The organism is Paenibacillus sp. FSL L8-0663 (assembly GCF_038008125.1).
GTDB classification, from domain to species: domain Bacteria; phylum Bacillota; class Bacilli; order Paenibacillales; family Paenibacillaceae; genus Paenibacillus; species Paenibacillus polymyxa_D.
In genome coordinates this window covers 3,825,448-3,851,993 of sequence record NZ_JBBOYM010000001.1, presented here as the reverse complement: position 1 = coordinate 3,851,993, position 26,546 = coordinate 3,825,448, and the positions used below count along the sequence as shown (strand labels likewise).

The 26,546-nt window shown below is 42.7% G+C and carries 23 protein-coding genes and 1 pseudogene; 19 read left to right on the top strand and 5 right to left on the bottom strand.

Going from position 1 to position 26,546, the window contains the following annotated elements; translation table 11 throughout:
- Positions 1-37: 37 nt before the first annotated feature.
- The 6 genes from MKY75_RS16825 to MKY75_RS16800 all read left to right on the top strand — a co-directional run bounded on the left by MKY75_RS16825 (position 38) and on the right by MKY75_RS16800 (position 4,780).
- A complete protein-coding gene (locus MKY75_RS16825; protein WP_209950173.1) occupies positions 38-466 on the top strand; it encodes a MarR family winged helix-turn-helix transcriptional regulator in 429 nt (142 codons plus the stop codon).
- Positions 467-583: 117 nt separating this feature from the next.
- Positions 584-931 (top strand): DUF2294 domain-containing protein, encoded by a 348-nt coding sequence (locus MKY75_RS16820; protein ID WP_013311231.1) that lies wholly within the window; start codon positions 584-586, stop codon positions 929-931.
- Positions 932-1,185: 254 nt separating this feature from the next.
- On the top strand, positions 1,186-1,923 hold the full coding sequence (locus tag MKY75_RS16815; protein ID WP_340885993.1) for a tRNA(His) guanylyltransferase Thg1 family protein: 738 nt from the start codon (positions 1,186-1,188) through the stop codon (positions 1,921-1,923).
- A gap of 2 nt (positions 1,924-1,925) precedes the next feature.
- Positions 1,926-2,378, top strand: a complete 453-nt coding sequence (locus MKY75_RS16810) for an AAA family ATPase (RefSeq protein ID WP_340885992.1) — start codon at positions 1,926-1,928, stop codon at positions 2,376-2,378.
- A 10-nt stretch (positions 2,379-2,388) separates the two neighbouring features.
- Positions 2,389-3,219 carry a siderophore biosynthesis protein gene (locus MKY75_RS16805; RefSeq protein ID WP_209950175.1) on the top strand — a complete coding sequence of 277 codons (831 nt, stop codon included), beginning with the start codon at positions 2,389-2,391 and terminating at the stop codon, positions 3,217-3,219.
- A 161-nt stretch (positions 3,220-3,380) separates the two neighbouring features.
- A protein-coding gene (locus MKY75_RS16800) for an IS1182 family transposase (protein ID WP_340885990.1) occupies positions 3,381-4,780 on the top strand; the annotation gives its coding sequence in 2 pieces (ribosomal slippage) (positions 3,381-3,948 and positions 3,948-4,780; 1,401 coding nt in all).
- Positions 4,781-4,852: 72 nt separating this feature from the next.
- On the opposite strand, the gene MKY75_RS16795 is transcribed toward MKY75_RS16800, so the two are convergent.
- On the bottom strand, positions 4,853-5,341 hold the full coding sequence (locus MKY75_RS16795; RefSeq protein ID WP_340885988.1) for a hypothetical protein: 489 nt from the start codon (positions 5,339-5,341) through the stop codon (positions 4,853-4,855).
- Positions 5,342-5,517: 176 nt separating this feature from the next.
- Here MKY75_RS16795 and MKY75_RS16790 point away from each other — a divergent pair, with 176 nt between their 5' ends.
- From MKY75_RS16790 to MKY75_RS16775, 4 genes are all read left to right on the top strand, one after another.
- Positions 5,518-6,990 (top strand): hypothetical protein, encoded by a 1,473-nt coding sequence (locus MKY75_RS16790; RefSeq protein ID WP_318627829.1) that lies wholly within the window; start codon positions 5,518-5,520, stop codon positions 6,988-6,990.
- 272 nt (positions 6,991-7,262) lie between these two features.
- Positions 7,263-8,732 (top strand): hypothetical protein, encoded by a 1,470-nt coding sequence (locus tag MKY75_RS16785; protein ID WP_209949455.1) that lies wholly within the window; start codon positions 7,263-7,265, stop codon positions 8,730-8,732.
- Between the two features lie 213 nt (positions 8,733-8,945).
- On the top strand, positions 8,946-9,824 hold the full coding sequence (locus tag MKY75_RS16780; RefSeq protein ID WP_340885985.1) for a hypothetical protein: 879 nt from the start codon (positions 8,946-8,948) through the stop codon (positions 9,822-9,824).
- A 193-nt stretch (positions 9,825-10,017) separates the two neighbouring features.
- The gene (locus MKY75_RS16775; protein WP_340885982.1) at positions 10,018-14,604 is read left to right on the top strand and encodes a fibronectin type III domain-containing protein; all 4,587 of its coding nucleotides are present in this window, start codon (positions 10,018-10,020) and stop codon (positions 14,602-14,604) included.
- A gap of 49 nt (positions 14,605-14,653) precedes the next feature.
- Here MKY75_RS16775 and MKY75_RS16770 read toward each other — a convergent pair whose 3' ends face one another.
- Positions 14,654-15,163, bottom strand: a complete 510-nt coding sequence (locus MKY75_RS16770) for a discoidin domain-containing protein (RefSeq protein ID WP_165148903.1) — start codon at positions 15,161-15,163, stop codon at positions 14,654-14,656.
- A gap of 238 nt (positions 15,164-15,401) precedes the next feature.
- On the opposite strand from MKY75_RS16770, the gene MKY75_RS16765 reads away from it, so the two are divergent.
- Positions 15,402-15,752, top strand: a complete 351-nt coding sequence (locus tag MKY75_RS16765) for a hypothetical protein (protein ID WP_318627832.1) — start codon at positions 15,402-15,404, stop codon at positions 15,750-15,752.
- Between the two features lie 279 nt (positions 15,753-16,031).
- Positions 16,032-16,733, top strand: a complete 702-nt coding sequence (sigK, locus tag MKY75_RS16760) for an RNA polymerase sporulation sigma factor SigK (RefSeq protein ID WP_013311218.1) — start codon at positions 16,032-16,034, stop codon at positions 16,731-16,733.
- Between the two features lie 158 nt (positions 16,734-16,891).
- Here the strand turns inward: sigK and MKY75_RS16755 are convergent, their stop codons facing one another.
- Both MKY75_RS16755 and MKY75_RS16750 read right to left on the bottom strand, forming a co-directional pair.
- Entirely contained in the window at positions 16,892-17,866 is a 975-nt protein-coding gene (locus MKY75_RS16755) for an alpha/beta hydrolase (protein WP_340885979.1), read from the bottom strand.
- Entirely contained in the window at positions 17,863-18,492 is a 630-nt protein-coding gene (locus MKY75_RS16750) for a TetR/AcrR family transcriptional regulator (protein ID WP_340885977.1), read from the bottom strand. The genes MKY75_RS16755 and MKY75_RS16750 overlap by 4 nt, the downstream gene beginning before the upstream one ends.
- Positions 18,493-18,727: 235 nt before the next feature.
- Between MKY75_RS16750 and MKY75_RS16745 the strand changes: the two are divergent.
- Together MKY75_RS16745 and MKY75_RS16740 are read left to right on the top strand one after the other, a co-directional pair.
- Positions 18,728-18,886 (top strand): annotated as a pseudogene (locus MKY75_RS16745) (sigma factor); the annotation flags it as partial.
- Positions 18,887-19,010: 124 nt separating this feature from the next.
- Positions 19,011-19,472 carry a DUF523 domain-containing protein gene (locus tag MKY75_RS16740; protein ID WP_049816884.1) on the top strand — a complete coding sequence of 154 codons (462 nt, stop codon included), beginning with the start codon at positions 19,011-19,013 and terminating at the stop codon, positions 19,470-19,472.
- Between the two features lie 105 nt (positions 19,473-19,577).
- Here MKY75_RS16740 and MKY75_RS16735 read toward each other — a convergent pair whose 3' ends face one another.
- Positions 19,578-20,327: a YdcF family protein gene (locus MKY75_RS16735; protein ID WP_318627835.1), complete on the bottom strand. Its 750-nt coding sequence runs from the start codon at positions 20,325-20,327 to the stop codon at positions 19,578-19,580.
- Positions 20,328-20,544: 217 nt separating this feature from the next.
- Between MKY75_RS16735 and MKY75_RS16730 the strand changes: the two genes are divergently transcribed.
- From MKY75_RS16730 to MKY75_RS16710, 5 genes are all read left to right on the top strand, one after another.
- Positions 20,545-21,432 (top strand): DMT family transporter, encoded by an 888-nt coding sequence (locus MKY75_RS16730; RefSeq protein ID WP_318627836.1) that lies wholly within the window; start codon positions 20,545-20,547, stop codon positions 21,430-21,432.
- 143 nt (positions 21,433-21,575) lie between these two features.
- The gene (locus tag MKY75_RS16725) at positions 21,576-22,766 is read left to right on the top strand and encodes a copper amine oxidase N-terminal domain-containing protein (RefSeq protein ID WP_069010439.1); all 1,191 of its coding nucleotides are present in this window, start codon (positions 21,576-21,578) and stop codon (positions 22,764-22,766) included.
- Positions 22,767-22,973: 207 nt separating this feature from the next.
- Positions 22,974-23,969, top strand: coding sequence for an ABC transporter permease (locus tag MKY75_RS16720; RefSeq protein ID WP_029515393.1), 996 nt, complete (start codon positions 22,974-22,976; stop codon positions 23,967-23,969).
- An 18-nt stretch (positions 23,970-23,987) separates the two neighbouring features.
- The gene (locus tag MKY75_RS16715; protein WP_165148921.1) at positions 23,988-24,881 is read left to right on the top strand and encodes a carbohydrate ABC transporter permease; all 894 of its coding nucleotides are present in this window, start codon (positions 23,988-23,990) and stop codon (positions 24,879-24,881) included.
- Between the two features lie 111 nt (positions 24,882-24,992).
- Positions 24,993-26,534, top strand: a complete 1,542-nt coding sequence (locus MKY75_RS16710) for an extracellular solute-binding protein (protein WP_165148924.1) — start codon at positions 24,993-24,995, stop codon at positions 26,532-26,534.
- Positions 26,535-26,546 lie beyond the last annotated feature (12 nt).

Here is a 26,546-nt window from a genome sequence, read left to right as displayed (position 1 = left end):
GACAATTAGACTTCTAATAATTTGAGGAGGTACGATGATGAAAACCCAACAGGATACGGTTTTTCTGGATTTGTTTCAGGTTATCGGTCTTAAGCTAAAGAAAAGAGCGGACGAGAGCATAAAAGAGTTGGGATTAAATGCTCAACAAGGAAAAATGATTAGATATATCTACGAGAATCAAGAAAATAATTTAATTCAGAAGGATCTTGCCGATCGGTTTCATCTGCGCGGAGCCAGCATTACAAGCATACTTCAAGGTCTTGAGCAAAAAGGATTCATCGAGCGCAAAATCCCGGCCAATAATGAACGGCAAAAAAATATTTATGTTTTACCAAAAGCCATTGAATTGATTGAAGCTTTTAGTGACTCTTTCCAAAAGGTGGAGGACGAAGTTGTTCAGGCCCTGACCGAAGAGGAGAAGCGAATTTTAGAGGGAATGTTAAATAAAATTAATGAACGCCTATAATTGCGTAAAATCATGTTCCAAAAATCACTTTCGCTAGTCTCTGTTTTATATGATAGGAATCGGTTATGATGGAAATAGTAATAGGGATTTTAGTAGATTTTAGGAGAGCGGTGCGATATGAGAAGGGAAACGGGTTTTAACGAAATTATTCGAAAAGTACGTAAAGAGCTATTTGGGAAAGGCCCGGAGCGCATACATACAACCTTTGTAGATAATATGGCCATCACGATGCTATATGGAAATTTAACCCCATCCGAAAAGTTTCTGGCACAAGAAGAATCCGGGAAAGAGATGGTGCATGCAGCCCGAACCAAAATGGTTCAAAAAATATATCCCACACACTTCAATAAAGAACTGGAGGATTACATGGATTCCCGGCTGCTGCACCTCTTTTCAGATATTAAAGTGGAGGAAGATATAGCTATATCCGTTTTTGTATTTGAAGATAATATTACTGCAAAATAAAAAAGAAAGCGGAACCGACATCGAATCCATATTGTTGGAGAGCTCGGCTACACCCTCGATTTAATTAACGATGTCCTAACCCAAGCGATCAGCAGAAAAAAGACGGCAAGAAGCTGATTAAACCTTTGCTGTTCTCGGTCCTCCTGCACATACGAGGAGGGGCTTTTCTTCAAGAAAAGCTTGGCTATCCGCACCCCATATCGCCCTGTACTGCGTACGTAAATCACGGATCATGAAAGGAACCTACATAGTTTATGAAAAAAAATGATTTTGGAAATAGGATGAAGGAATATGAAAATGCCTATAGATTAAGCCTACCACGCCGTTTACCAGTAATCATCAGAATTGATGGTGCGCATTTTCATACCTTTACGCGTGGGATGACGAAACCTTTTGATGAGAAACTAATTTTTGCATTATGGGAGACGTGTAAATATTTGGCCTATAACATTATGGGATGTAAATTGGTGTATCATCAGAGCGATGAAATCTCACTGCTTCTTACGAATGATGACAAATTAACGACGCAATCCTGGTTTGAAAATAATCTTCAAAAGATGGTGTCCATATCTGCCTCTCTGGCTACAGCCAAATTTAATGAGGAAATCCAAAAGGTTTACCCAGGTCAGCCTTTAGCCACTTTTGATGCGAGAGCTTGGGTTTTGCCTCAGGATGAGGTTACAAACTACTTCCTATGGAGACAACAAGATGCTACTAAAAACAGCATTTCTATGGTAGCTCAAGCCCATTTCAGGCATTTAGAACTAGAAGGATTGAACGGAAATCAGCTCCAAGACAAGCTTTTTGTGGAAAAAGGGCTAAACTGGAACGACCTTCCGGTCTGGCAAAAGCGGGGAATTTGCATTACCAAACAACAATACAACAAAGGCGAAGCCGTTAGAAGCAAGTGGGATGTTGATCATGAGACACCGATTTTTTCGCAGAATAGAGATTATATTAACCAATATGTATACTTGGACAAGGATGTGTAGATTTGGAGTGTGTTATTTTTATAGGAATTCAGGCTTCGGGCAAGTCGACTTTTTATAAAGAACAATTCTTCAAAACACATATGCGAATAAATCTGGATATGCTTAAAACACGAAATAGGGAAAATATTTACCTTCAGGCCTCTATCGAAACGATGCAGCGTTTTGTAGTGGACAATACCAATCCAACAGTCGAAGAACGAAAGAAATATATAGGTGCTTGTAAAAACAAGGGATTTAAAATCATTGGCTACTACTTTGAACCTGATTATGCAGAATCTATTAAGCGTAATGAGCAGCGCACAGGCAAAGAGTATATTCCTGAGATTGGTATTAAGAGTGTAATGAGTAAACTGGAGGTTCCGAGCTACGAAGAAGGATTTGATGAACTCTATAGCGTGATTTCCATGGAAGGAACGTTTCAGATTAGAAGGCTACCGGAAAACTATACAATATAGGGGGACTACCATGAACATACCTGAGAGATTCATCAAACGTTTTCCAGCATACGAGGACGTATTTGCCAGCGATCTTGAACATCATCGCAAGCATTTTCTGCCGATTTGCTCGATTAATCTTCAGTTCTTATTTCCAGAGCAGGACGAGTGGTTGCATTTTGTTTCCGTAAAAGAAATCTACGAAGGCTGTGTGGGTGAAAATACTCAGGACTTTCATACCTCATATACCAAGGAAGATATGCTGGGATTCGATGTAGTTGACGGCAAATACAAGTTCGAAGCAGACTGGAATTATTTTAGTCTTCATCAGAAGGAGCAATTGGAAGCTACCTATGAAGCGCTGAAATCAACCGGGGATAAAGCGTACCTACGTATGAAGAGAGAAGTCATGGCGTTGGGCGGACTGGAACAGGTGTATATGGATAATGAACAAGACTACCAAGCTCGCAAAGCGTTTTTCCTGGAAAATAATAAAATTTATCCATATTCCTCCTTTGGAGAGGCCAAAAAGTCTGTTGAAGAACTTACCCGTGATTTTGAGGAAAAGCAATCCAGTGGTTGGGGGCTGAGTTACCCTGAAGTTAACGGAATTTTAGATGATATCGCTTTTCAGTCTGACAAGGCTCAAAGTTACATCAAGGAATATGATGAATCTCTGGAAGAGATGCTCCAGTTCGAGCAAACCAATCTGCTTCATGTGCCTAAGCGTCCCAATGGTGAGACTTTTACCTATATCGGTTCCATTACCGGGTATTATTTTCAAGCGTGTGGGGCGGATACCGTCTATTTATTTTACGACCAAGAATTAAGTAAAGCGGTAATTTGCTTCGAATATTCATAAGTGAGGATTTTGCAAAATCCTGAAGTGAAAAAACTCCCATAATGGTCGTTTCAGGCTGTCGAGAAAGTCTCGACAGCCTATTTTATGTTAATTTTGTTTAAGACGACACCGCGTTAATGTTGTATAATATAGGTAACTATTGTAGAACGGATGGTGTTGATATGCTACGCTCCAACCGCGAAAAACAACAATCCTACGAATTTGTTTCCATCGAAGATCTGGTTCCTCAAGATCACTTGCTCCGCAAAGTAGATAAGTATATCGATTTTTCGTTTATCGATGATAAAGTTCGACCACTGTATTGTGCAGACAACGGGCGTCCTGCCATTGATCCTACCGTATTGTTTAAAATGATCTTTCTCGGTTATTTCTATGGCATTCGCTCAGAACGGCAACTCGAGCGAGAAATTCAGACGAACCTAGCTTATCGTTGGTTTCTGGGGTTGGGCTTAACGGATAAAGTTCCGGACCATACGACGATGAGCTGGAATCGTCGCACTCGCTTTAAAAACACCACGATCTTTCAAGATATCTTCGATGAAATTGTGTTGCAGGCGATCTCTCACCGAATGGTGGGTGGGCGTGTTCTCGTCACCGATTCCACACACGTCAAAGCCAATGCTAACAGGCACCAGTACACCAAAGAACAAGTGTTGCAGAATACTAAAGACTATATGGACGAGCTGAACGAAGCGGTGAAGGATGACCGGAGAAACCACGGAAAAAAGCCTTAAAATCCCGAGAGGAAGTGAACGAAGAAAAAGAAATTAAAGTGAGCAAAACAGACCCGGACAGCGGCTATATGATCCGTGATGGCAAGCCCGAAGGCTTCTTCTATCTGGACCACCGCACGGTGGATATGAAGTACAATCTGATTACGGACGTGCATGTGACACCAGGGAATGTACATGATTCTGTCCCCTATTTGTCCCGTTTGGATCGCCAAAGAGAACGTTTTGGTTTTCAAGTAGAAGCTGTTGCACTAGATTCAGGTTATTTAACAACGCCGATTTGCCGAGGTTTGCAGAACCGAAAGATTTTTGCCGTGATTGCTCACCGAAGATTCCATCCCAGACAAGGACTGTTTCCGAAATGGAAGTTTGAATACGATGCCAAACGCAATGCGTATAGATGCCCAGCCCAACAGGAACTGCCCTACCGAACGACGGACCGTAAGGGATACCGGCAGTATGCCTCTGACCCAGCTCAGTGCCAGCATTGCCCACTGCTAAGTCAGTGTACCCAGTCTCGAAACCACCGCAAAGTGGTGACTCGGCATGTCTGGGAAGACAGCAAAGAGTGGGTACGGAGCAACCGGCTGAGCCCATCTGGTAAAAAGCTGTACCGCAAACGAAAAGAGACGATTGAGCGAAGCTTCGCGGATGCCAAAGAGCTCCATGGGTTTCGCTATTGCCGTTTGCGCGGTCTTCCAAACGTCAGGGAACAAGCCCTTATGACGGCAGCCGTGCAGAACATGAAGAAGATGGCGATCCACCTAGATCGCCTGGAGAAACAGGGGTCCCCCCCCTGCTTCTCCAGAGACCAAAGCATTATGATGTAAAAAAGAAACCCACGTCTCAAAATGACAGGGTTTCTCGACAATCTGAAACTCCCATAATGGGAGTTTTTTTGTTTATTTCTTATTCAAAGTCACATCATGCTCTTTGGCAAGTGTGTTAACCTGTTCACCAAAATCCCTGAATAGCTTTCTACCCTCGCTTAGCTTGGTGTTACTTTCATTAATTAAGTTCAGATCCCCTTTTTCCAACGCATCGAGCATCGTAATGAATGCTTCCTTTTGAGTGCTAACCGCCTTGACGTAGGTTTCGTGGACAGCTCGCACCTCAGGGGTTTCCGTCTTCACTGCTTCAACTTTATCAAGGTATTTGGTGTATTGTGGGATAATTTCGTCTCGTAACGTATTATATAGTGTTTCATCATCTGTGAAGTTATCACTGGTCACGGATCCATATTTTTCAGTTACTGTTTTTTCATCTTGTGCTAACGGAAGCATTCCATCATTCACATAGGTAATTAAATCTTTTTTAACCGGATCGGTAGAGCAGGCTGCCAAAATGGAGAAGCAACATAATACTAACATAAACACGCTAAGTTTTTTCATCATTAAGTTAATTAACCTAAACCCTATTCATACGGATTACAAATAAGAATATTTTAAGAATTATATTCCATTTAAACCAGAATTGCTTTATGATAGAACAGGACATCCTAGAATTTTCCTGTATATATTTAGGGAATAGCTGAATATCTTTAATACATTTGAGAGGAGATTTCAGTATGAAAAGGTTTAAAAGGGTAGTTTCAGTTACATTAAGCTCAATGCTCCTGCTTTCATTCGGGATGACGGCAAACACGAGCGCAAGTGCGGGGGAGAGGACGGATCAAGCGATTCAGGCAGTTTCCAATGTGCAGCTAACAACTGATAAGGAAAGTATTATTGAACAATTAACACGCGCGGACAAGCCTGCTAGTACCACAGATTCGGTGTACACCATTACAGAAAATATGAACTTGGCGACACCACAGAAATCTGTATTGAAAAAGAGAGTTACCCCTTCGCTCAAAGCCAGCACAAACTCAGTATCATCTAAAGCCGCAGCGACAGCGTCTACTGCTACATATTCCGGCACGATTACAGAAGAGGGAGGCACACAGTTTTTATATCCGATCTATTTGCAACCGGGTGAATTGTTACAGGCTCAGTTGGATGGTCCGTCTTCAGCCCAGCTAGACTATGACTTATACCTGTATGAGTTTGATATGGCGACAGGTGATATTAATTCCAATCCTATAGATGTTTCCAACTACGGGACTTATGTTAACAATTATGAGCAAGGAGCTGCTTCTCTTCCAGAAAACGTAGGAACTCGCAACTCAATCGGAGCCGAGAAGGCTTACGCGCTTGCAGTTCATGCCAAGAAGGGGTCTAGCATTAATGATCTTTTCTATTTAACTGTAGCAGTAAGCTCCAACTATGATGCCTATGAGCCGGATGATAGTGCCTTCCATGCTTATAATTTTACTGTTAACGACAAAGGCTCCTCGATTAACTTCCGTACCATCCATTCGGCTATAGACAACGATTGGTATCAAGTTACAGTACCAGCCAGCCGTAATTATGATGCATTAAATGTGAAGCTGGACAGCACTTCGGAAAGCTATGGGTACAAAGCGGAAGTCTATGCAGCTCTTACGGGCAACCAAATGGTGCTTCTACCACAAACCAATCATAATGTTACCCTAAACACAGGGACTTACTATGTACGAGTGTACAGCACAAGTCAGTATTCAGCCGACCATTTGTATACATTATCGATTAAACCGGTGCTTCGAGCTGGCAAAATTGAAATTACCGGCTATAACTCCAATGGCTACTATGATTATCCGACATATTCTTACGGTCGTCATTATCGTATTAACGGAGGCAGCAGTCTGATCGTGAACGGTGTTGTGAAAACAACAGATGGTCAACTGGTTCCCAATGCTCCTGTCACGGTCGTTTGGCTGGATAAGAACTGGAGCGAGAGTAGCGGTAACCGTACGAGAATGGCTTCTACGTACACCGATGATAGTGGTAAATTCAGTGTGACCCTTTCTCTTCCGCAATCGACAGCAAAAAATGTAGAATATATAAGTGAAATTGCTTCCACACACTATTTTGATCTTACAGGAGTAGCGGCTCAGGTCGATGGAACTTCGATTAGTGCGACGGACATTATTTATCTATTTGCTTACAGCTTGAGAAACTAAGAAATGCTTTAATGTCATTTTGATCATGAGAGAGTCGCCTTTTCTGAAGGGTTAGCCGAGGCTTCCATTTCTGAAAGAGCGACTTTTCATGTTTATTTAGCAAGGTTAAGAAAATAGTCTTGTTTACATATATTACAATTAGAAAATGTTTTGCATAATATATTCCAATAGAACCAAAGATGATTTATGATAGAGCCATGCAGCCTAGAAATCACCCTGGTTTATCCGGGGATAGCGGGAATTCCTTAAACCATTTGAGAGGGGATTTCAGTATGAAAAGGTTCAAAAAGGCTATTGCAATGATGTTAAGCATGATGCTTCTGTTTGCTTTCGGAATGACTGCGAACGCGAGTGAAAGTAAGGAGGCTGCATCGGATCAAGCGATTAAGGTAGAATCCAAGATTCAGCTAACAACTGAAAATAGAGACTTAATTAAGCGTTTAACGCGGGCAGACAAGTCAGACAGCGTTACGTCTTCGGTTTATGTCATGCAAGAAAACCTCAACTTCAAGACATCAGAGACAACCTCATTGAAAAGGGAATCCATGTCTACGCTGAAAGAAAGCCCAATGGCTGCTTCAGCCACAGCTTCTTCTGCTACGTATTCCGGTACGATTACGCAAGAGGGAGGTACACAATTTTTATATCCGATCTATTTGCAGCCTGGTGAATTGTTGCAGGCCCAGTTGGATGGTCCATTTTCAGCCCAGCTTGACTATGATTTATACTTATATGAGTTTGATATGACGACAGGGGACATTAATCCTAATGCCATTGACGCATCCACCTATGGTACTTATTTTAACAATTATGAACAGGGGGCTGCCTCACTTCCTGAAAACGTAGGAACCCGCAACGCTTCTGGAAATGAAAAGGCATATGCGATTGTTGTCCATGCCAAAAAAGGTTCCAGTATCAATGATCCTTTCTATCTAACGGTCGATACAAGTTCCAGCTACGATGCATATGAACCAGATGAGAGTGCTTTCCATGCCTACAACTTTACCTTTAGTACGGGCGGTTCATCGCTTAATTCACGCTCCATTCATTCAGGCATTGATAATGACTGGTACCAAGTTACGATCCCAGCCAGCCGCAATTATGACGCTTTGAACGTCAAGCTTGACAGTGTTTCGGACGGTTATGGCTACAAAGCGGAAGTCTACGGAGTCCTTACCGGAAACCAAATGGTGCTTCTGCCGCAAACGAACCATAATGTTAGCTTAAATACAGGAACCTACTATGTGCGAGTGTACACAACCAATCAGTATTCACCCAATCATTTGTACACACTTACACTGAAGCCGGTGCTTCGGGCTGGCAAAATTGAAATTACCGGCTATGATTCTGCTAATGGCCCTAATGATTATCCGAACTACTCATATGGTCGTCATTATCGGGTTAATCAACGCAGTAACCTTACCGTGAAGGGTGTAGTTAAGACAACTGATGGTTATTCAGTGGCAAATGCACCTGTTGATGTGACATGGTTGAATCAGAACTGGACTGAAGGCAGCGGGAATCGTACTCGTACAGGCACAGCTTATACGGACCAGAATGGAGCCTTTAGTGTGACTCTTTCCCTGCCATCTTCCACTGGAAGTATAGCGGAATACCTGTCTGGAGCCATCAGTTTTACACACTACTATGATCTATCAGGGGTAGCCGCTCAGGTGTCAGGTACTTCGATTATAGATACGGATATTGTATATCACTTTGCTTACAGCATTTATGGCGGTTGATGGATGGGTTATTAAGCTAACCCTTAAGGTAGCTTGTTGCTTGAGTATTTTATATTTGAATCAAAAGTAGTTTGCTTCAATATTTGTTCATTTTTGGGACAAAGCATATATTCATTCCATATATGCTTTGTCCGATATATATAGAAACAGGGTCACATTACACTATACATACGCCTTAGATTGCCTGTTACAAACATGACAGGAGGAAATAGGATGAATTTTGGGCCTCTTAGAGCACAGCAAGCGATTCTTAATGCGAGTAGCTTACGGATCAATCCGACAAGCAAGCAAGCTCCACCACCCCAGCTTCATGAAGAACAGGTCTCCAGAGTGGTAGTTCAAGACTCCGTGGAGATCAGTGAAGCCGGCAGACAGTTGGCCGAAGGAGCTATTGTATCACAGTCTGCCAAGTATTTCGGTACAACCCAAATCAATGATTCATTAAACCGGGTTTTGGAAGGTCAGTCAGAAGAAGTGTCTAATGCAGTGTACAGTATGATTCAATCTAATTTTATCGTCGACGGAACAGTAACCGATGAGAGTCAGCGAGCTGTGCTGCTGGAGATGGGAGTTACCCAATCCAAGTATATTGCCGATCATTACATGGAAGGCGACAAGGCCAAAGAATTTCTGGAAACCATGAACCAGATCGCTGGTATTGCTTTAACACGATCCACTGATCCAGAGACCGGAGATATTAGCTACACGACTCCAATGGATCGTCCGTCAGGTGCTCCTGAGGATTATGTCAAGCTGTCGGAAGTGATGAAGCAGGTCGATCCTCAAAAATATACGGCGTACATGAATGATATTAAAGGTGGAGGAAATGGGTTGAGCCAACTGTTAAATTTTGCGCAAAAGGTTCCTCAACATCCTGATTGGATTGAGAAATACAAGGAACGTATGGGACAGAATACAGAGTTGCTAAATAACACACCGTTAAACAATCGCTTTGACAAAGCGGATACGACATCAGCTTCTGCTTTTATGAACAGCATGCAAAATCTTCTTAAGGAATCTTCCGCTACTCAGGATTCTTACATGCAGAATATGCGAGGATTTTTTCGGAGCTTAGGCGTTCAAGTTCATTAACACCCTTAAATAATTTGTCAGTTCTGTTTACATCCTGCTTGGAACGAAGTATAATAGCTTCAAAACATACTCGTGATATAGAGGAAGCACCTCAAACCTAGGCATTAACGCCTTCGTTTGAGGTGCTTTTTCTATTTTACTCGAAGCGAGTTTGTAAAACTCTTTGAAAATAAAATAAAGTAAGGAGAAGTGTATGTATCGAAAAACTAAGCGAAAGGTAAGGAAGTATAGGAAGTGGGTGTATGGATTTTTGGCTGTAGTCCTACTATTAACGATGATTCCCATATTTCCGGAAAGGGTATCCGCTGCTGCTCAGGAGATCATTGGGGGCCCTTTTTGCCAAAACAATTTGCCGGGTGGGGGCGATAGTTGGGGTTCTTGGTCAGGAAATGGGATAGGAGCAACAGAAGTATACACTGGCACGGGTTCGGCGAGGTATAAATGTGATGGGACTACACAGCCGACAAATCGTTTTATTGATATTGGAAGATCTATTAAGGCTTCGGATTACAAGATTTTTGTTTATATTGAAGGGTCTTATCATACCGATATATATACGTCTAATGCCGCCGCAGGCGACAGTTGGAGGCCTAACGGAACGAATCTATATACATGGATTAATGTAAGGAAATTCTATGCTGATAGCTATTACCAGGGAAAATGGATAGATATCACCGACTCAATTACATTAAGGGATGTTCGCTATTTCAGAGCGATGGGAACTAACCAACAGACAAGTAATGAAATATCCAAGTTTGGGGTCCGTGTTATTCCCAAATCGGACCTCATGCCTAAACCACCCCAGATTCACGCAGACGCAGAGGGACAAGCTGTTACAGGGTGGACCAAAGACCCTGTAACCGTGTGGATCGATGGAGATGTGGCTCCTGAAGGATTAAAATACTATGAATATAGTCTGAACGGAGGAGCATTTCAGCAATACACCGGGCCTTTCACTGTCTATGACCATGGTGTAAATACAATCTATGCCCGGACAGTGGATGTGAATGACCAGTATAGTGGCCTTTCTTCCGGGAATGTTCGAATAGACAAGATGCCACCAACTCCCCCTAGCATAGAAGCAACAGGGAATAGTAATGACTATACGATTTCATTACAACCAGGTGTAGACGATTATTCTGGACTAGCCCATACTCAATTTCGTATGACAGGCGTTGTGAATCAGGATTGGCAGGATTATAGTGAAGTGTTTCATGTGAATAAAGATGGTAAAAGCACGGTACATGCACGCTCCATTGACAGCGTCGGTAATGTGAGCCGAGAAGTAAGCAAGGAAGTCACTATTGATAAAAAGGGACCGACTGCTCCTGTCATCCGGGCTAGTGAAACAGGCCCAACGAACCGTGATGTGAATATTACCATTAGTTCAGGAAGTGACCCTACAAATGGAATTAAGATGACACAGTATCGCTTGAATCCATCTGGGGAGTGGTTGACCTACAAGGGTACTTTTACATTAAACGCAGAAGGAATTTACGAATTATCAGCACGGACGATCAATAATCTTGATGTGTCTAGTTCAATCGTAACTCAATCGGTTACGATTGATCGAACCAAGCCAACGTCTCCAAAAGTTACGTTTTCCGAGGTGACGATACCTACTCGATATACCAATAAGCCAGTTCAGTTTGCTCTATCGGGTGCGACGGATATTACAGCAGTACATTATGAATATCAATTAGGTTCTGGCGCTTATGTGTCTGGTTCATCGGGAATATTAAAGGGTTCGGGGGTCATACAATTGACTGCACAAGCTGTAGATGCAGCTGGAAATCGAAGCGATCCGGTGTCCGCGGTGTCTTATATTGATTTGGAACCACCGACGATCCAACTGACGCCGGATTCGCGTGAATGGAAAGATACTCATATTCCTGTAAGGATACGATATGCCGATCAGCATTCGGGGATTGAGTCATCCACAATGCAGTATAAAATCACGAACAGCCCTGATTCACCCGAAAACTGGGATGCTGCAGCTGACACAACAATCCAGATGGATCTTTCAAATGAAGGTGAATGGTATGTTCATGCCAAGGTCAAAGATAGGGTGGGTAACATTTATGAAACGGTTAGCGGTGCACTTCGCATTCAAAACCAGCCCCAGTCGGTTGTGCTCTCTGCGACATCCGTACGAAATACAGAAGCTGATTTGCAGTGGACACTCCCGTCGGGCCTTGACGATGGTTACGTCTATACAGTCCGAAATATAACAACTAATGAGGTTTGGGATGTTACGCATCCGACAAATTCTTTTACAGATAGAGGGCTACAAGGAGGACGACAATACGAATATGAAGTGCGTTCTAGTAATCATGTAGGAGGCAATGCGTATTCCAATCGAGTCCATGTATTAACGTTACCTGATGCTCCTGATCATATCCAGTTACGACCTGTCTCTCGTCATTCTACAGAAATCATGGCTGACTTTACGCCAGTTTCATCAGCTAACAGATATAATATTACAGCAGCAGACGTAAGTACGGGAGAAATCATATTTAAGGATACGGTTACACAGGATGTGTATAATCCAATTACGGGAATGAAGCCTGGTAAATATTACGATATTTCTGTATCAGCTATGAATGACACTGGAGAGGGTACAGCAAAGCATGTATCTTTTCTAAGCCTACCAGACAGCCCGAACGGATTCCGGAATGTAACTGTAAGAGAAAATGGAATCGACTTGAAGTGGAATTCTGTAATCACTGCCACCTACTATGCCCTAGAACGTAATGAAGTATCGGTTTATAACGATGTGTATACAGAATTCACCGATACTGATCTTCAGGCGGGAACAGAGTATGATTATAACGTTTCCGCTGAAAATGCAACAGGATTCGGAGACTATGCTCATCTGGGAGTCATCACTTTACCTGATCGAGTAACTACATTATCGGGTGTGACGAAGGATGTGTATGCTGTCAGTGTTGAGTGGCAGGATGTGCAGGGGGCTGAAGGATACATCTTGAATGTTAACGATGAACCGAAGGTCCGGGTTGCGCGTGGTATTCATTCTTATACTTTTGAGGGCTTGCCAGCGGGCAGGTCTGCCAATATTAAAATACGAGCCTACAATCGAAGTGGTACGGGTAAAGATACTTCTATCAACGCATTAACACTACCAATTTCGGCTGTACAACTTGCAACTGTAGATGTTCGCGAGCACGATGCCATATTGATATGGGCCTCGGTTGATGGGGCAACTCAATATAAGGTGACGATCAACGGTCAAGATTATTATAGTACGGAACCACGTGTGGTTATAGCTGGTTTAACAGGTGGGAGTAACTATGATTTTCAAGTGAGCAGTGGGAACAGTAGTGGTTTTAGCCAGCCAGCGTTGGGTGAGCTGCTGACACTTCCTCCTGAAGTACAAAATGTGAATGTTACAGAACATGAGGCTGGCCAGATTTCACTGAGCTGGGATGAAATCAAGAGCGCTTATCAATATACTGTAACCCGTAAAGATACGGGGGAAGTTTTTAACACCAGAGATGCCCATATTAAGCTTTCAGGTATCCAGCCTGGTATGATTTACTCGTTTGGTATACAGGCCGTGAATACAACGGGGGCAGGTAATTTAGCTCCGTTTACGTATCGCGCTTTGCCAGGTCAGATATCAGACAGTAGATTGACTGTGAAAAAAGTAACAGATACCGATTTGGTTGTTACGTGGAAAGAAGCTCCGGGTGCAGATGCCTACAATGTCTACCAAAACGAGATGCTTATCGGTCATACGACCACCCATGAATTTAAAGTAGATGGATTGGATAGTTCTACATTGTATCGTATTACCGTCAAGCCATTGAACACAAGTGGTGAGGGTAAGCAGACAGAAGGTGAAGTGGAGACGCTGCCGTCTCCAGCATTTGCGTTTTCGAAGATGGAAACAACGAATAGTGAGTTTATCATCCATTGGGAATCTGACCATGAGAATGATATTTTCGTCCTCGCCAGTGAAGGAGGAACAGAGCTATATCGTGGTAAGGATCGAGGCTATATCTGGAGACAGCTTAAAGAGAAGCGGTTGTATACAGTTCAACTTTGGGCAGAAAATAGTCAAGGAAAACGCACAGAGGCAAAACAAGCGAATGGCAAAACAACGGGTAATACTGTGGAAGCAGGTGGCGGAGCAGGAGGAGCGGAGAGTGTAAAACCGATTCAGCCTGTTATAAAGGAACCGATAGTAACAGAACACATTCAAGATTCAACCGTTGAGAAGAAGCCAAATCATTTTAGTGACATTGATCGGATATTTAATAAAGAAAAAATAAATGTGCTTGCCAATTTGGGTGTAGTAAAGGGAACAACCCACACGCTATTTGAGCCGAACAGACCTGTAACGCGTATGGAGTTCACTTCTATGCTGGTCCGTTCCTTGAAATTACCGCTCGAAACGGATGTGACTTTAGGCTTCGAGGATATCAATCCATCGGCGTGGTACGTGGATCTGCTCAAAACGGCGATTAAAGATCAGGTCGCTCGCGGGTTTAGTAATAGAGAGTTTGGCCCAGATCGTGTCATTAACCGTGAGCAGGCGGCTAAAATGGTGAATAACATTATCAAAGCTATACCACAGCAAGAAAGCAGTGCATACTCGGATTCCTCTCAAATTGTAGAGTGGGCCAGAAAGGATGTACTTGGTCTAACCGAAATTAATTTAGTACAAGGATATCCAGATGGTAGCTTCCGTGCCAAGCAGGAGGTCACACGTGCAGAAGCAGCAGAGATGATTTATAACATGCTTCAAATGAAATAGAATGAATCAAGGGGCGGCGTTGGCCAGCCCCTTTTTTGTGTATACTAACTTATTCCGCAATAGCGGGGTTTAGATTGGATGCTCTGTAGGCAGGAACGCCATTAATGAGTGCGGTTCTTAGCTGAACATATCGTAAACCATAATAGGAGGTTGTACTACTCATTCCCGATGAAAGTACAGTTATTTTATAATATGAAAAAGGAATCTCATTACTAAATTGATAGGTTGTTTTTACAGTGGTTGGCAAAGTTTCGACTTCACCTAACCTAAACCAATTTTCTCCGTCTCTAGAGCCGTGAAAAGAAAATGAAAGTATAAAAGCTCGAGAAGATGGCTGAGCTAAAAGAATATCATTGATCGTCTTACCTGTATCTAATTTAAAGATGATTTCTCCACCTTTACCGTTTAAGCTGCTTTCCCAATAGAGATTATTATCAATTAAAACATTTTTCGGAAAAGTATTTTTGGAATCTCCGTTGGTTGATACATTTTCCTCTGCTATAACAACAGGATCCATGGAAAAAGTATAGTTGTCTGGATTTTGACTGAATTTTGCCATGTTGAAATTCCTCCTTAAGTTTAATTTTTGAATGTGTTGAAAAGGTTGATATATATCATTTATATGAAACTCTCTATGAATATATTCCTTGATCATGGAATGCATACTAGTGTTTAAGCGGTCTGACATCATAATAGCAAACTCATTTGCGGGCGGGGAGTTGCATGTTTAGAATATAAATAACTAAATGAGGTGCGAGAAAGGAAATGGATCGAATATGAAAATATACACTTATTATTTGGGAAATGGCATATTCCCTTTGGATTGGGAAGTTTGTTTTAGTACTGTTGAGGAATATAAAAGAAAATTATTTGAGAAGTACACCGCTTCCCAAGAATACAATGATTTTGTAATAGGCGGATTTAATGTGCTTACCGACAAAATAGATGCGATTTTGAATTATGCTTTAGAGAACTTTCGAAAAGAATTTCCTCATAATTATGAGTTGCGTTGTCCGGCTATGATATTCCCGTTGCCAAGAGGTGATGAAAGTAATGGTGCTGAGTTTGCTATTGTTTTAAAACGTGATGAAGATGGAGATACAATGGTCTATTCTCCACTCCCATTGTCATATTTAGAAAGAAGTTAATACTCTGCTGAAAGAAAATGGGAAACCAAGTGATGAATAATGTAAAGCTATCCCGTGTTTCCCTCTGGCTACATGGAGCGCGTTGATTTGTGTCGAAGAGATTTCTACGTTTCGAATTGAGTATTGGAGGTTGCTCCAGCAAGGTATCCGGCAATTGTTACGGAGCAGTTTTCGGAGTACAGGCACGGATGGGCACCTACCTACATACAATAAACAGACCGCAAGCCCGGTAAGTAACAAAGGCCGGTAAGTTCGCAACTACCTCAGGAGGTGTCATCCGTGCCCGGACTATTTAGCGCTATCGCTCTGTTCATCAAGGAATTGACGCTACTCGTTTCCTACGTGAAAAACAACGCCTTTCCGCAGCCATTGACTGAGAAAGAGGAAGCTCGACACCTAAAGCTGTTTGCCGAAGGCAATGCACATTCCCGTAACACACTCATTGAGCATAACCTACGGCTGGTGGCCCATATTGTGAAAAAATTTGATAACACCGGCGAAGATTTGGAGGACCTTATATCCATCGGCACCATCGGACTGATCAAGGCCATCGAAAGCTTTCAGACCGGGAAAGGCACCAAGCTGGCAACATTTGCAGCCCGTTGTATAGAAAATGAAATCCTGATGCATTTACGATCCCTGAAAAAAACACGCAAAGACGTATCACTTCACGATCCTATAGGGACTGATAAGGAAGGCAACGAGATTACTTTGATTGATATCCTCGGCACTGAGGCGGACGATATTGTAGATAAAGTACAGCTCAAAATCGAGAAGAGTAAAATCTACCGCAATCTGGATATTTTAGATGAGCGTGAAAAAGAAGTGGTGATTGGCCGTTTCGGCCTGGAAGCCGGAGGTGAAGAACGTACACAGCGGGAAATCGCCAGAGAGCTGGGGATTTCGCGTTCGTATGTGTCCCGCATTGAAAAGCGTGCATTAATGAAGCTGTACCATGAATTTTACAAGCAGAAGGGGTAATGGATAAGGAGATATATGAACCCACTTGAGGCCCTTTACAGGGCCTTTTTAGGTCTTTTTCATAATTCAATTACTTGCTTCTTTACGCTGAAAAGCGCTAGGGAATTTTCCTATAAGTGTGGTTACTTGTTCAGCTAGTTGGCTCTCTTGGATTGAATTTATTTCCCTACATACTCATCCAAAAAGCGATCTACTCTTTTGAAATATTCAGTGGGGTAATGGTTGATGGCATCGATGTGCTCCGTATTTTGCGGGTACCATACTTCTGCTTTTGGGTTATCTTTTAAGGACTCGTAAATAATTTCTGTATTTTTATAACTAATTTGCTGATCTCCAGTACCATGAATGAGCATAACTGGCTTGTCTTGCATCTTTTTTACCGCATCCATAGGAGATATGGAATCAAGATCAACCTTAAAGGCCCAATTTGCCATCCAAGTCGATGTATAACTGAATGGAAACGCAGGTAAACCTGAAAAGAAGGGCAAACCCTCTCTCAGAAATAGACCAGCATTACGAAAAGGACTATCCGCAATTACGGCTTTGATGTCATCACTTTCACTTGCGGCTAGCAAAGAAGTAGCAGCACCCATTGAAAAACCGATAACTCCAATGTTATCACCCGTATGGTCTCTCGATTTTAAATAGCTTACAGCTCCTAGCAAATCATATTTTTCATTGAGGCCCAGTGTAATCAAATCACCATCGGACTTACCTTGTGAACTGAGGTCAAATGCCAATACATTATAGCCTTTCGGAACGAAGTGCTCTACTAACTTTTGGGTCCGCCCTTTGACTAAACGATTGCTCGTATATCCATGGACGACAATAATTGTTTTATTACTTGCTTTACCTGAAAGACCACTTGCAGGAAAGAAGGAACCTCTAATCGTATTATCATTTTTCAAACTCTTGAACTCGACCTCTTCGTAGGGAGTTTTATCGATATTCAATCCGTAGCTGACATTAGTGTCTCTAGGATGGTGCAACAAGGTGTCTACTACTTTATAAGATATAAAAAATACAAGAGCCGTCACAAGCAAAAGCACGATCCCTAGGCTCCATAAAATTTTCTTTCGTTTTTTCACACGAACGTTAAATGTCAGATCGGGTTGTAATGATGCTTGACTCATTTAGAATCCTCCAGTTTTTCTTTAGGTTGTATGGGTGCGAACAAATAAAAGGCATGTCCCTTCAGATTTTCCCACTCGGGATGATGAATAATACTTTCTCCAAGAGTTAAGCCCACTCCATTTAAGAAAGAGATATAGGCACGAGAGATCATTGCTGGAGAAAAGCTTTTGTTGAATTCTCCCATTAACTGTCCCTTGGCATAGACGCATTCGATCGCATCTGTCATTACCTTTATACTTTCAAGGACCTTCTGTGTAAGTTCAGGAAATCTTTTTCGTTGTCCTAAGACAGATTGAACAAGCCGCAATTCATTTGTATAGGAGTAGATATGGTTGAATTGTTCTGCCACCATGTTCTTAATCAATACGCCCGGCGTCCCCTCTTGTTGTAGACAAGCGAGCGATTTCACCTGAATATCAGCCAGCGGCTCAAGGACAGCAACGTTGTATAAAGCTTCTTTGCTGGGGAAATATTGAAAAATGGTTCCAGGAGTCACTCCCACACTCTGCGCAATGATCGCCGTTGTGGTATTCGAATATCCACTTTCTGCGAACAGGACAACAGCTTCTTCTAGGATGCGTTTACGCCGCACCAGTCTTTTTTCTTCATTGATGGGTCTTGCCAAATGTATTCTCCTCTCTTTAAACTAAATTTCTATTAATTAAATGAATGGTCATTTAATTAATAATATATCTTAAATTATGACTTATAGCAAGAGTGAAATTATCTTACTTACGAGCAGGATGAACCTCAACATATAAAAATAAGCCGAAGGCTGCCCAACATGCGTCTCCGGCTTGTTTTTATCAGGTTATTTTGGATGAGTACACGTTCCGCCTTCCTTAAATGAATAAAACAATGAATATTTGGAGGATCTCATACCCTTCGGTACCATCGGCCTGATGAAGGACATTGAAAGCTTTCAGACTGGGAAAGGCACCAAGCTGGCAACATTTGCAGCCCGTTGTATAGAAAATGAAATCCTGATGCATTTGCGATCTCTGAAGAAACACGCAAAAACGTATCACTCTTACGGAACGCGGACGTAGAGGCGAGTCAAAATTTTCGTACGATGACTCTACGAGGAAATTTGTTTATACTTTAACTACTTAATAGGAATACAATGGATATGAGGTGGAACTAATGATTCTGGTAAGTTCGTGTTTGGCAGGCATGAAGGTACGATATAACGGGACGGATAGCCTGGATGTACATATTCAGAAGTTGGTAGAGGAAAAGAAAGCTGTGACAATCTGTCCTGAGCTTTTGGGGGGCTTTGTGACTCCGAGAGAGCCTGCTGAGATTGTTGGAGGGACAGGCGAGGATGTGCTGAACGGCACAGCTAAGGTGGTCGAGTTTTCAGGCAACGATGTCAGCGATATGTACATTAGGGGTGCGTACGAAGCCTTGAATATAGCCAGAGAGGTTAACGCAACGCATGTTGTTTTAAAAGAAAACAGCCCGTCCTGCGGATCAGCAGCAATATATAATGGGTCATTCGAAAATCGTAAAATAGCTGGTAATGGGGTAACCTCGGCTTTGTTAAAAAAGGAAGGCTTTAAGGTCATATCGGAAGAACAAATTTCGGATATTTTTTTGGATTAGAATATGTAATGGTAGATCAAGCGCCTTGCTAGCTTACAGGCTTATACCTGCGGAGCGTAAGACGCTTGTTTGTGCTGTATGCCGCTATATGATATAGACATCACATTATTTAAGCTTTAATGCAAGAATCCCCAAGTATTCCTTGAGGGCTGTTCCGGTTGTAGACATGGCTCCAGCAGACGGCGAGAGTTTGCCAGCATACAGTGACAGCTTTTCACTTGCCAGATAGTCGGTAGGATAAGCTACGACCTGCATGTCTGCACGCTGAAATTCCAGTGCAGCACGGGGCATATGGAAAGCGGAGGTCACCAGAACAGCTCTAGTGAGTTGATGTTTTTTTAAAATTTGCGATGTATATACGGCATTTTGCTGTGTGTTCAAAGAACGGTTTTCGATCAGAATGTCCTTTGCCGGAATACCGAGTCCCAGTAACTGTCTTTGTGCAATATTCGCCTCATTACCACTGTCTCCAAACACTTGCCCGCCGGAGAAAAGAATGGGTAAGCCTGTTGCTTCATGCAATCTGGCCGCAGTGAGCAGTCGATTAGCCGCAGATCCTAGCAGATTGCCTTGTCCATTGATGTCGGGGGTTCCCTGTGTGGCTCCGCCCCCAAGCACAACAATGACATCGCCTTGAACAGTACGGGGTTGTGGGTACTGTTTTTCCAGGCTACTGATTAACAAATCTCCAGCCAGATTGGTCGAGGAAACATACAGCAGCAATGTGACAAGAAGCAGTACGACCGCAGGTATACGTGCCCTTTTCCATAGCCAAATCACGAGCCCTGCCATCACGAGGATGAACAAACCGGGAGGGAGCACAAAGCTGTACAAAAATTTGATGATATAAATCAAGTGCAGACAACCTCCTATCCTTATAAGCTTTATCTGTCTTTTTGGTATATTGTAACATAGGCAACTGACTGGATTCCTCTGTCCGAAGACATACCTCGATGAAAAAACGGGCATGAAAGTTGGAGCTTTCCAATACATATTTTTTGTTTGATAAAGTTGTTCTGTAGGCGTAGTATATAAAGTCTAGTGATTTTTTTCATAGAGGAGCGATAGCGTCATGGGAGAGTTAACGACAGCCAAGCGAATGATGATGATCGCGCTACTGGTTGTGTTGTGGGGCATTTCTTGGCCCATTTATAAAGTTGCATTGGAATTCACACCTCCACTATTGTTTGCAGGACTACGTACACTGCTGGGCGGTCTGCTATTGGGAGTGATTTTAGTACCGAGATGGAATCGCATTCGTTGGAAAGAAAATTGGCGGGTGTATGCTATTTCAGGTATTTTTAACGTGGTATTGTTTTATGGTCTGCAAACGGTGGGGCTGATGTACGTCCCCTCTGGCTTGTTTTCTGTGCTGGTATATCTCCAGCCTGTACTGGTCGGCATTTTTGCATGGATGTGGCTAGGGGAAGCGATGTCCAGACTTAAAGTGCTTGGATTGGTCATCGGATTTTTGGGCGTTGCGGCTGTCAGTGTCGGCGGATTTTCAGGACATGTGGCTGTGGCAGGTGTAATCCTCGCCATTATTACAGCCGTGAGCTGGGCATTGGGAACGGTATATGTGAAAAAGGTAAACCAGCGTGTGGATTCGCTGTGGCTGGTTGCATTTCAATGTACACTGGGAGGCATCGTGCTGACGGGAGCTGGAACGGTGACGGAAAGCTGGTCGGATATCGTATGGAATGTCCCGTATGTGTCAGGGCTGATATTCGGCACGGTGCTGGGAATTTCACTTTCCTGGTTGCTGTATTTCACACTTGTTAATTCAGGGGATGCGAGCAAGATTGCGTCTTATACGTTTTTGGTGCCTGTGATCTCGGTGTTTGTCAGCTCGTTGGTGCTGGGCGAAGCGATTACGGCTTTCCTGCTGATCGGGTTGATCTTAATCGGGCTTAGCATTTATTTGGTGAATCGCAGAGTGAGAGTAGTACGGCAAGCTTGAAAATAGGATATGGTACAAGCAAGGACTCTGCGCAGGTAGCAGGGTCCTTTTTTAGAGGATTTTAACACCTGTCCGGCGAATTTTTAGGAAGAATGAAACGGGTTCGGCTGAAACGAATTTGATCTATAAGGAGGGGTTCAAGCATGATCCAGCTTCAAAATGTCAAACGGTATAAGTCTGCCAAGCGGATAATAGTTGCATTTGTTTTATTGGCAAGTGTGGCAATCGGACTGAACGATGGAGAGTTTGCTCAGGCAGCGGGAACTTCTGCATCTATAAAGCAAGGTCAGAGAACTGCAAGTGTCCGTGTTTATTTTAACGGAAATATGATGTCGTTTCCCAAAGGAGAGTCATTCATAAACAAGGGACAGGTCATGATTCCTATTACAGATGCTGCTCTGCCAGGAATAGCCACGGATTATGACCCCAAAACACAGACGCTTACACTTACCAATGGTATAGCCAGTCTGGGTTCCGGTCGAATAAAGGCTAACTCCAATATAGGTTTTGTACATAACAGGAAGGTTACTTACGACGTTTCAGCCAGTAGCATTCGTGGAACGCTTTATGTTCCTCTGGCATTTATCAGTGATGTGGTCGGAGGCAAGCTCGAATGGAAGAAAAACGAACGAATGGCTAGCATAAGCTATCCTCAGTTGGTTGGGGAATCGGAGGAAAGCAAGGGCTATTTGCTGGATGCAAGCAGCGGAGTATTGTACCGTAAAGAGGATGGCGGCCGTATCCGTGCGCTCAGTCCAACAAATATTAAATTGAAAGAAGATTATTTTGGCATGACGAAAATCATTTCAACCAAGGTTACGGAGGATGCAGATTTGGTTACGGTATGGCAAGCGTATGGCGAGCCCATGATTAATGACGATTTTTATACGCTGTTCGTCCAGAAAGGAAAGGTACTTCGTCAGGCAAAGGCTCATTATTGGAATTTTAATGCCAACAATATCAAGCTTTATAATGGTAAAGCAGTCATGAACGATGGACAGACCGTTCGTCTGATTGACGCTAATGGTTCTGTAAAAGAAATATGGAATATGGGGAAGCTTTCCGGTCGTTTGAAGGACAGCTTTGCGGTGGAAGGCATGGGCGAGGGGTTTATTCTTGCCAGATCGAATGATGAGGGCTTTTTAATATTAATTAATCTTAAAACCCACCAGTCATTGTTGGTGTATGAGTTGCTTCAATTAGCTCCTGAGCAACTGAACGGATTCAGGGAAGATGGTATTAAGTTTATGGGTCAGAACAAAAATGACGGTGAACTGCGCTTCGAGCTACATGATAGTGAAGGACGGCCTCAAACGTTCAATTATGCTTTGTGAATGGGTTTAAGGCGTCGATCAGACGCCTCTTATTACATAAAACTTCACAAATATCCGAATTGTTCACTCCTCAGGACACTCCTTTGTTCATGAAGCATGAGAGGCTTCACTTTTTATTTTGAATGCGCTTACATAAAATATAGTTATACGGCGGCAGTGCTACAAACCTTGCTGTCGGCAACGTATACAGAGGGGGAGTGACTCACATTGAATCAGCCTATGCCCAAAAATTCTGCAATGCTTACAGCGGATTCCCGCCTGAACGGTAAGAGGCTGGGAACGGGTAGAAAACACGGTTTTTTCTATGAACTGTTCCGCAATCGAGTATTATTTCTGATGTTGTTGCCCACTTTAATTTTTTTCTTCATTAATTCCTACATTCCTATGGTGGGTATTTATTATGCATTTACCCAGTTCGACTTTAATACCAGCCTGTTTGATGCCAAGTTCGTCGGACTCCAAAATTTTCGCTTTTTATGGCAATCCGGCACGCTGACAAAACTGACATTGAATACGGTCGGATACAACGCAGCGTTTATTTTACTTGGTAACGTGTTAGCGATTGTTCTCGCTATTTTGTTGAATGAGTTGCGAGGCCGCTACTTTAAAAAGATCGCTCAATCTGTGATGTTCCTGCCTTATTTTGTTTCTTTCGTTATTCTAAGTGTCATCGTGTATAACATATTTAATTATGATAATGGTTTTCTGAATACGCTGCTGCTGCAACTTGGTGGTGAACGCGTGGATGTATACAACAAACCATGGGTATGGATTTTCCTGATTATCCTGTTCTATTTATGGAAAAATCTAGGCTACAGTATGGTGATCTATTTGGCAGCGATTACAGGTATCAGTGATGAATATTATGAGGCAGCGAAAATGGATGGGGCCAACATTTTTCAGCGAATCTGGTACATTACCGTTCCGATGCTTAAATCGACATTCGTTGTGCTGCTGTTGTTTGCGCTTGGTAGTATTATGAAAGGACAATTTGATCTTTTCTATCAATTAATCGGCAACAATGGGGTGCTGTACAATACGACGGATATTTTGGACACTTATGTGTACCGTTCGCTGAAAGTGACTTTTGATGTGGGTATGGCTTCAGCGGCAGGCGTGTACCAATCCTTGTTCGGCTTTGTACTGATCATGACCGTGAACTACATCATCCGCAAGTTGAACGACGAATATGCCTTATTCTAGAAAGGAGGACCCAAACGGATGACGATCAAAGAGGATGTATACACTCGAATTTTTAAAATTATCTCTTATGTGATTATCATTATGGCTTCCATTGCTTGTTTACTCCCGTTCCTACTTATTATTTCGGCTTCACTGACCAGTAATGAATCGATTATCAGGGATGGATATCACTTTATACCACAGCAATTCTCACTGGAAGGTTACCGGACGGTGTTCACCTTTCCTGAAGAGGTGTTAAGGGCGTACGGGGTGACGATTTTTACCACGGTTGTAGGTACGACGTTGGGCCTGTTCCTGATGACGATGGCAGGATATGTGCTGGCACGCAAAGATTTTAAATACCGCAATGCGTTTTCCTTCTATATTTACTTTACGACGCTGTTCGGGGGCGGGTTGGTACCTTGGTACATTATGCTGACGAAGTATTTAGGATTGCTTGATACGTATACAGTGCTTATTTTTCCGGGATTGATGACTCCGTTTCTGATCATTTTAATGAAAAACTTCATTCGTTCTTCCATGCCGGAAGAGCTGTTCGAGTCCGCTAAAATAGATGGTGCAGGTGATTTTAAAATTTACTATCGAATTGTACTGCCTTTATCCACACCGGGTATTGCCACTGTGGGGCTGTTTCTGGCCTTGGCTTACTGGAATGACTGGTTCTCATCCTCACTCTTTATTAACGATCCGCATAAATACCAGTTGCAATATTATCTGTATAATGTAATTAACTCCATGCAATTTATCGCTCAAATGGGTGCAGGTACTGGCGTATCCCTTTCAAGTGATATGCCGACAGAATCGACGAAAATGGCAATGGCGATCGTGGTTACTGGACCCATTTTGCTGCTGTACCCGTTCATTCAGCGTTACTTTGTCAAGGGGCTGACCATTGGCGCGGTAAAAGGCTGAAGCGACACTAACGGGCTTAGATGGCATAACGTGCTGACGGTATGCCATCTAAGCAGCACTTTTTGTAAGCGTTTTATTTAAACAGACTACCATTTCAAAGGGAGGATTCACATGACATTCACAAAGAAAAGAAAACAACGCATGTCCATCCTGATTGCAGTAATGGTCATCATGGCGCTATTAGCCGGATGTGGAGGCGGTAGCGGAAACAGCACACAAAAAGCAAATGGAGAGGATGATAAATCCCAAAAAGTGCAGCTGCAATTTTATATGCTGGGTGATGCTCCTAAGGATCTGTCTACCATTGAGGCAGAGATTAATAAGTTGGCGGAAAAAGATCTGAATGCCACCGTCAAATTTAACTATACGACGTGGACAGACTGGGATCAAAAATATAAGCTGTTATTGTCTTCGGGTCAGCCTATCGACCTGATATTCACTGCAGATTGGACGCAGTATCAGGCCTATGCCAAGAAGGGCGCATTCCTGCCGCTAGACGATCTGCTGCCTAAGGCCGCACCTGCCCTGCAAAAATTTGTGCCTCAGGACATGTGGGATGGAGTTAAAATCGGAGGCAAAATTTATACCGTGCCTGGCACGTATAAAGAGTATGTCACTAACGGCTTTGTATGGCGTGAGGATTTACGAGAGAAGTACAATTTGCCTAAACCGACAGATATCAAAAGTTACGAGGCTTATATGGATGGGATACGTCAGCATGAACCAAATATGAAAACCGTATCTCTGAACAGCGATATCAAGGGAAATCTACATGACCGATATACCGAATTAGTAACGAAGAGTATAGGTGCCTTGCCTTATGGCATTGGTATTAAATATGAAAAACCAACAGAGGTTTATAAATTTTGGGGCTCGGATGAGCAAAAAGAAGAGCTGAATACTTACAAACGCTGGGCCGATAAAGGATTCATTCCCAAAAATGTATTAAACGTAAAAGATACGCTTCAGGATCAAGTGACTTCTGGTAAAGCAGCGAGTATTTTCGGTGACAATCCAACCCGGTTTAATGATATGGTCATTAAGCTCAAAGCATCTCACCCGGACTGGAAGCTCGAGTATTACCCATTCCCTTTGACGACAGGTTATGCAACTCCAGTGCATCCGATTCATAACGGCTTTGCAATTCCAAAAAGCAGCCCAAATCCGGCGCGCGCATTAGCTTTTTATGAAAAGCTTGTGACGGACAAACGCTATAACTTGCTCACGCAATATGGTATTGAAGGCAAAAACTACGAAGTCAAAGATGGTTACTACCATATGATAGGTAGCGGCAGTTCTAATGGATTTTCACGCGAAGGTATGAACAGTTGGGCTTGGCGTAACCCGGAATATATGCTGTTTGATTCAGGCTTTGACCGTGTGAAAAAGATTTTTGCTGAGCTGGATAAAATTCAGAAGCCTGACCTGTTTACCGGCTTTGCAGAGGACTACACAACCTACCAAGCAGAAAAAGCAGCTCTAGAACAGGTTGAGAAGCAATATCTGTATCCACTCCAAGCTGGACTGATCGACAATGTAGATCAAGGCTTGCAGACCTTCTTGCAAAAGGCAAACCAAGCTGGTTTGGAGAAAATTCAAACCGAATATACAAAACAATGGGAAGCTTATGTAAAGGAGAAGGGGATTAAATAAAACCTAAAGAAT

Excerpts from the sequence above, each read along its gene's own strand:
- MKY75_RS16730 (WP_318627836.1), top strand. The coding sequence starts at position 20,545 with ATGGGAGAGTTAACGACAGCCAAGCGAATGATGATGATCGCGCTACTG.
- MKY75_RS16795 (WP_340885988.1), bottom strand. The coding sequence starts at position 5,341 with ATGAAAAAACTTAGCGTGTTTATGTTAGTATTATGTTGCTTCTCCATT.
- MKY75_RS16825 (WP_209950173.1), top strand. The coding sequence starts at position 38 with ATGAAAACCCAACAGGATACGGTTTTTCTGGATTTGTTTCAGGTTATC.
- MKY75_RS16740 (WP_049816884.1), top strand. The coding sequence starts at position 19,011 with ATGATTCTGGTAAGTTCGTGTTTGGCAGGCATGAAGGTACGATATAAC.
- MKY75_RS16770 (WP_165148903.1), bottom strand. The coding sequence starts at position 15,163 with ATGGCAAAATTCAGTCAAAATCCAGACAACTATACTTTTTCCATGGAT.
- MKY75_RS16780 (WP_340885985.1), top strand. The coding sequence starts at position 8,946 with ATGAATTTTGGGCCTCTTAGAGCACAGCAAGCGATTCTTAATGCGAGT.
- MKY75_RS16715 (WP_165148921.1), top strand. The coding sequence starts at position 23,988 with ATGACGATCAAAGAGGATGTATACACTCGAATTTTTAAAATTATCTCT.
- MKY75_RS16785 (WP_209949455.1), top strand. The coding sequence starts at position 7,263 with ATGAAAAGGTTCAAAAAGGCTATTGCAATGATGTTAAGCATGATGCTT.
- MKY75_RS16775 (WP_340885982.1), top strand. The coding sequence starts at position 10,018 with ATGTATCGAAAAACTAAGCGAAAGGTAAGGAAGTATAGGAAGTGGGTG.
- MKY75_RS16755 (WP_340885979.1), bottom strand. The coding sequence starts at position 17,866 with ATGAGTCAAGCATCATTACAACCCGATCTGACATTTAACGTTCGTGTG.
- MKY75_RS16805 (WP_209950175.1), top strand. The coding sequence starts at position 2,389 with ATGAACATACCTGAGAGATTCATCAAACGTTTTCCAGCATACGAGGAC.
- MKY75_RS16790 (WP_318627829.1), top strand. The coding sequence starts at position 5,518 with ATGAAAAGGTTTAAAAGGGTAGTTTCAGTTACATTAAGCTCAATGCTC.
- MKY75_RS16710 (WP_165148924.1), top strand. The coding sequence starts at position 24,993 with ATGACATTCACAAAGAAAAGAAAACAACGCATGTCCATCCTGATTGCA.
- MKY75_RS16815 (WP_340885993.1), top strand. The coding sequence starts at position 1,186 with ATGAAAAAAAATGATTTTGGAAATAGGATGAAGGAATATGAAAATGCC.
- MKY75_RS16820 (WP_013311231.1), top strand. The coding sequence starts at position 584 with ATGAGAAGGGAAACGGGTTTTAACGAAATTATTCGAAAAGTACGTAAA.
- MKY75_RS16725 (WP_069010439.1), top strand. The coding sequence starts at position 21,576 with ATGATCCAGCTTCAAAATGTCAAACGGTATAAGTCTGCCAAGCGGATA.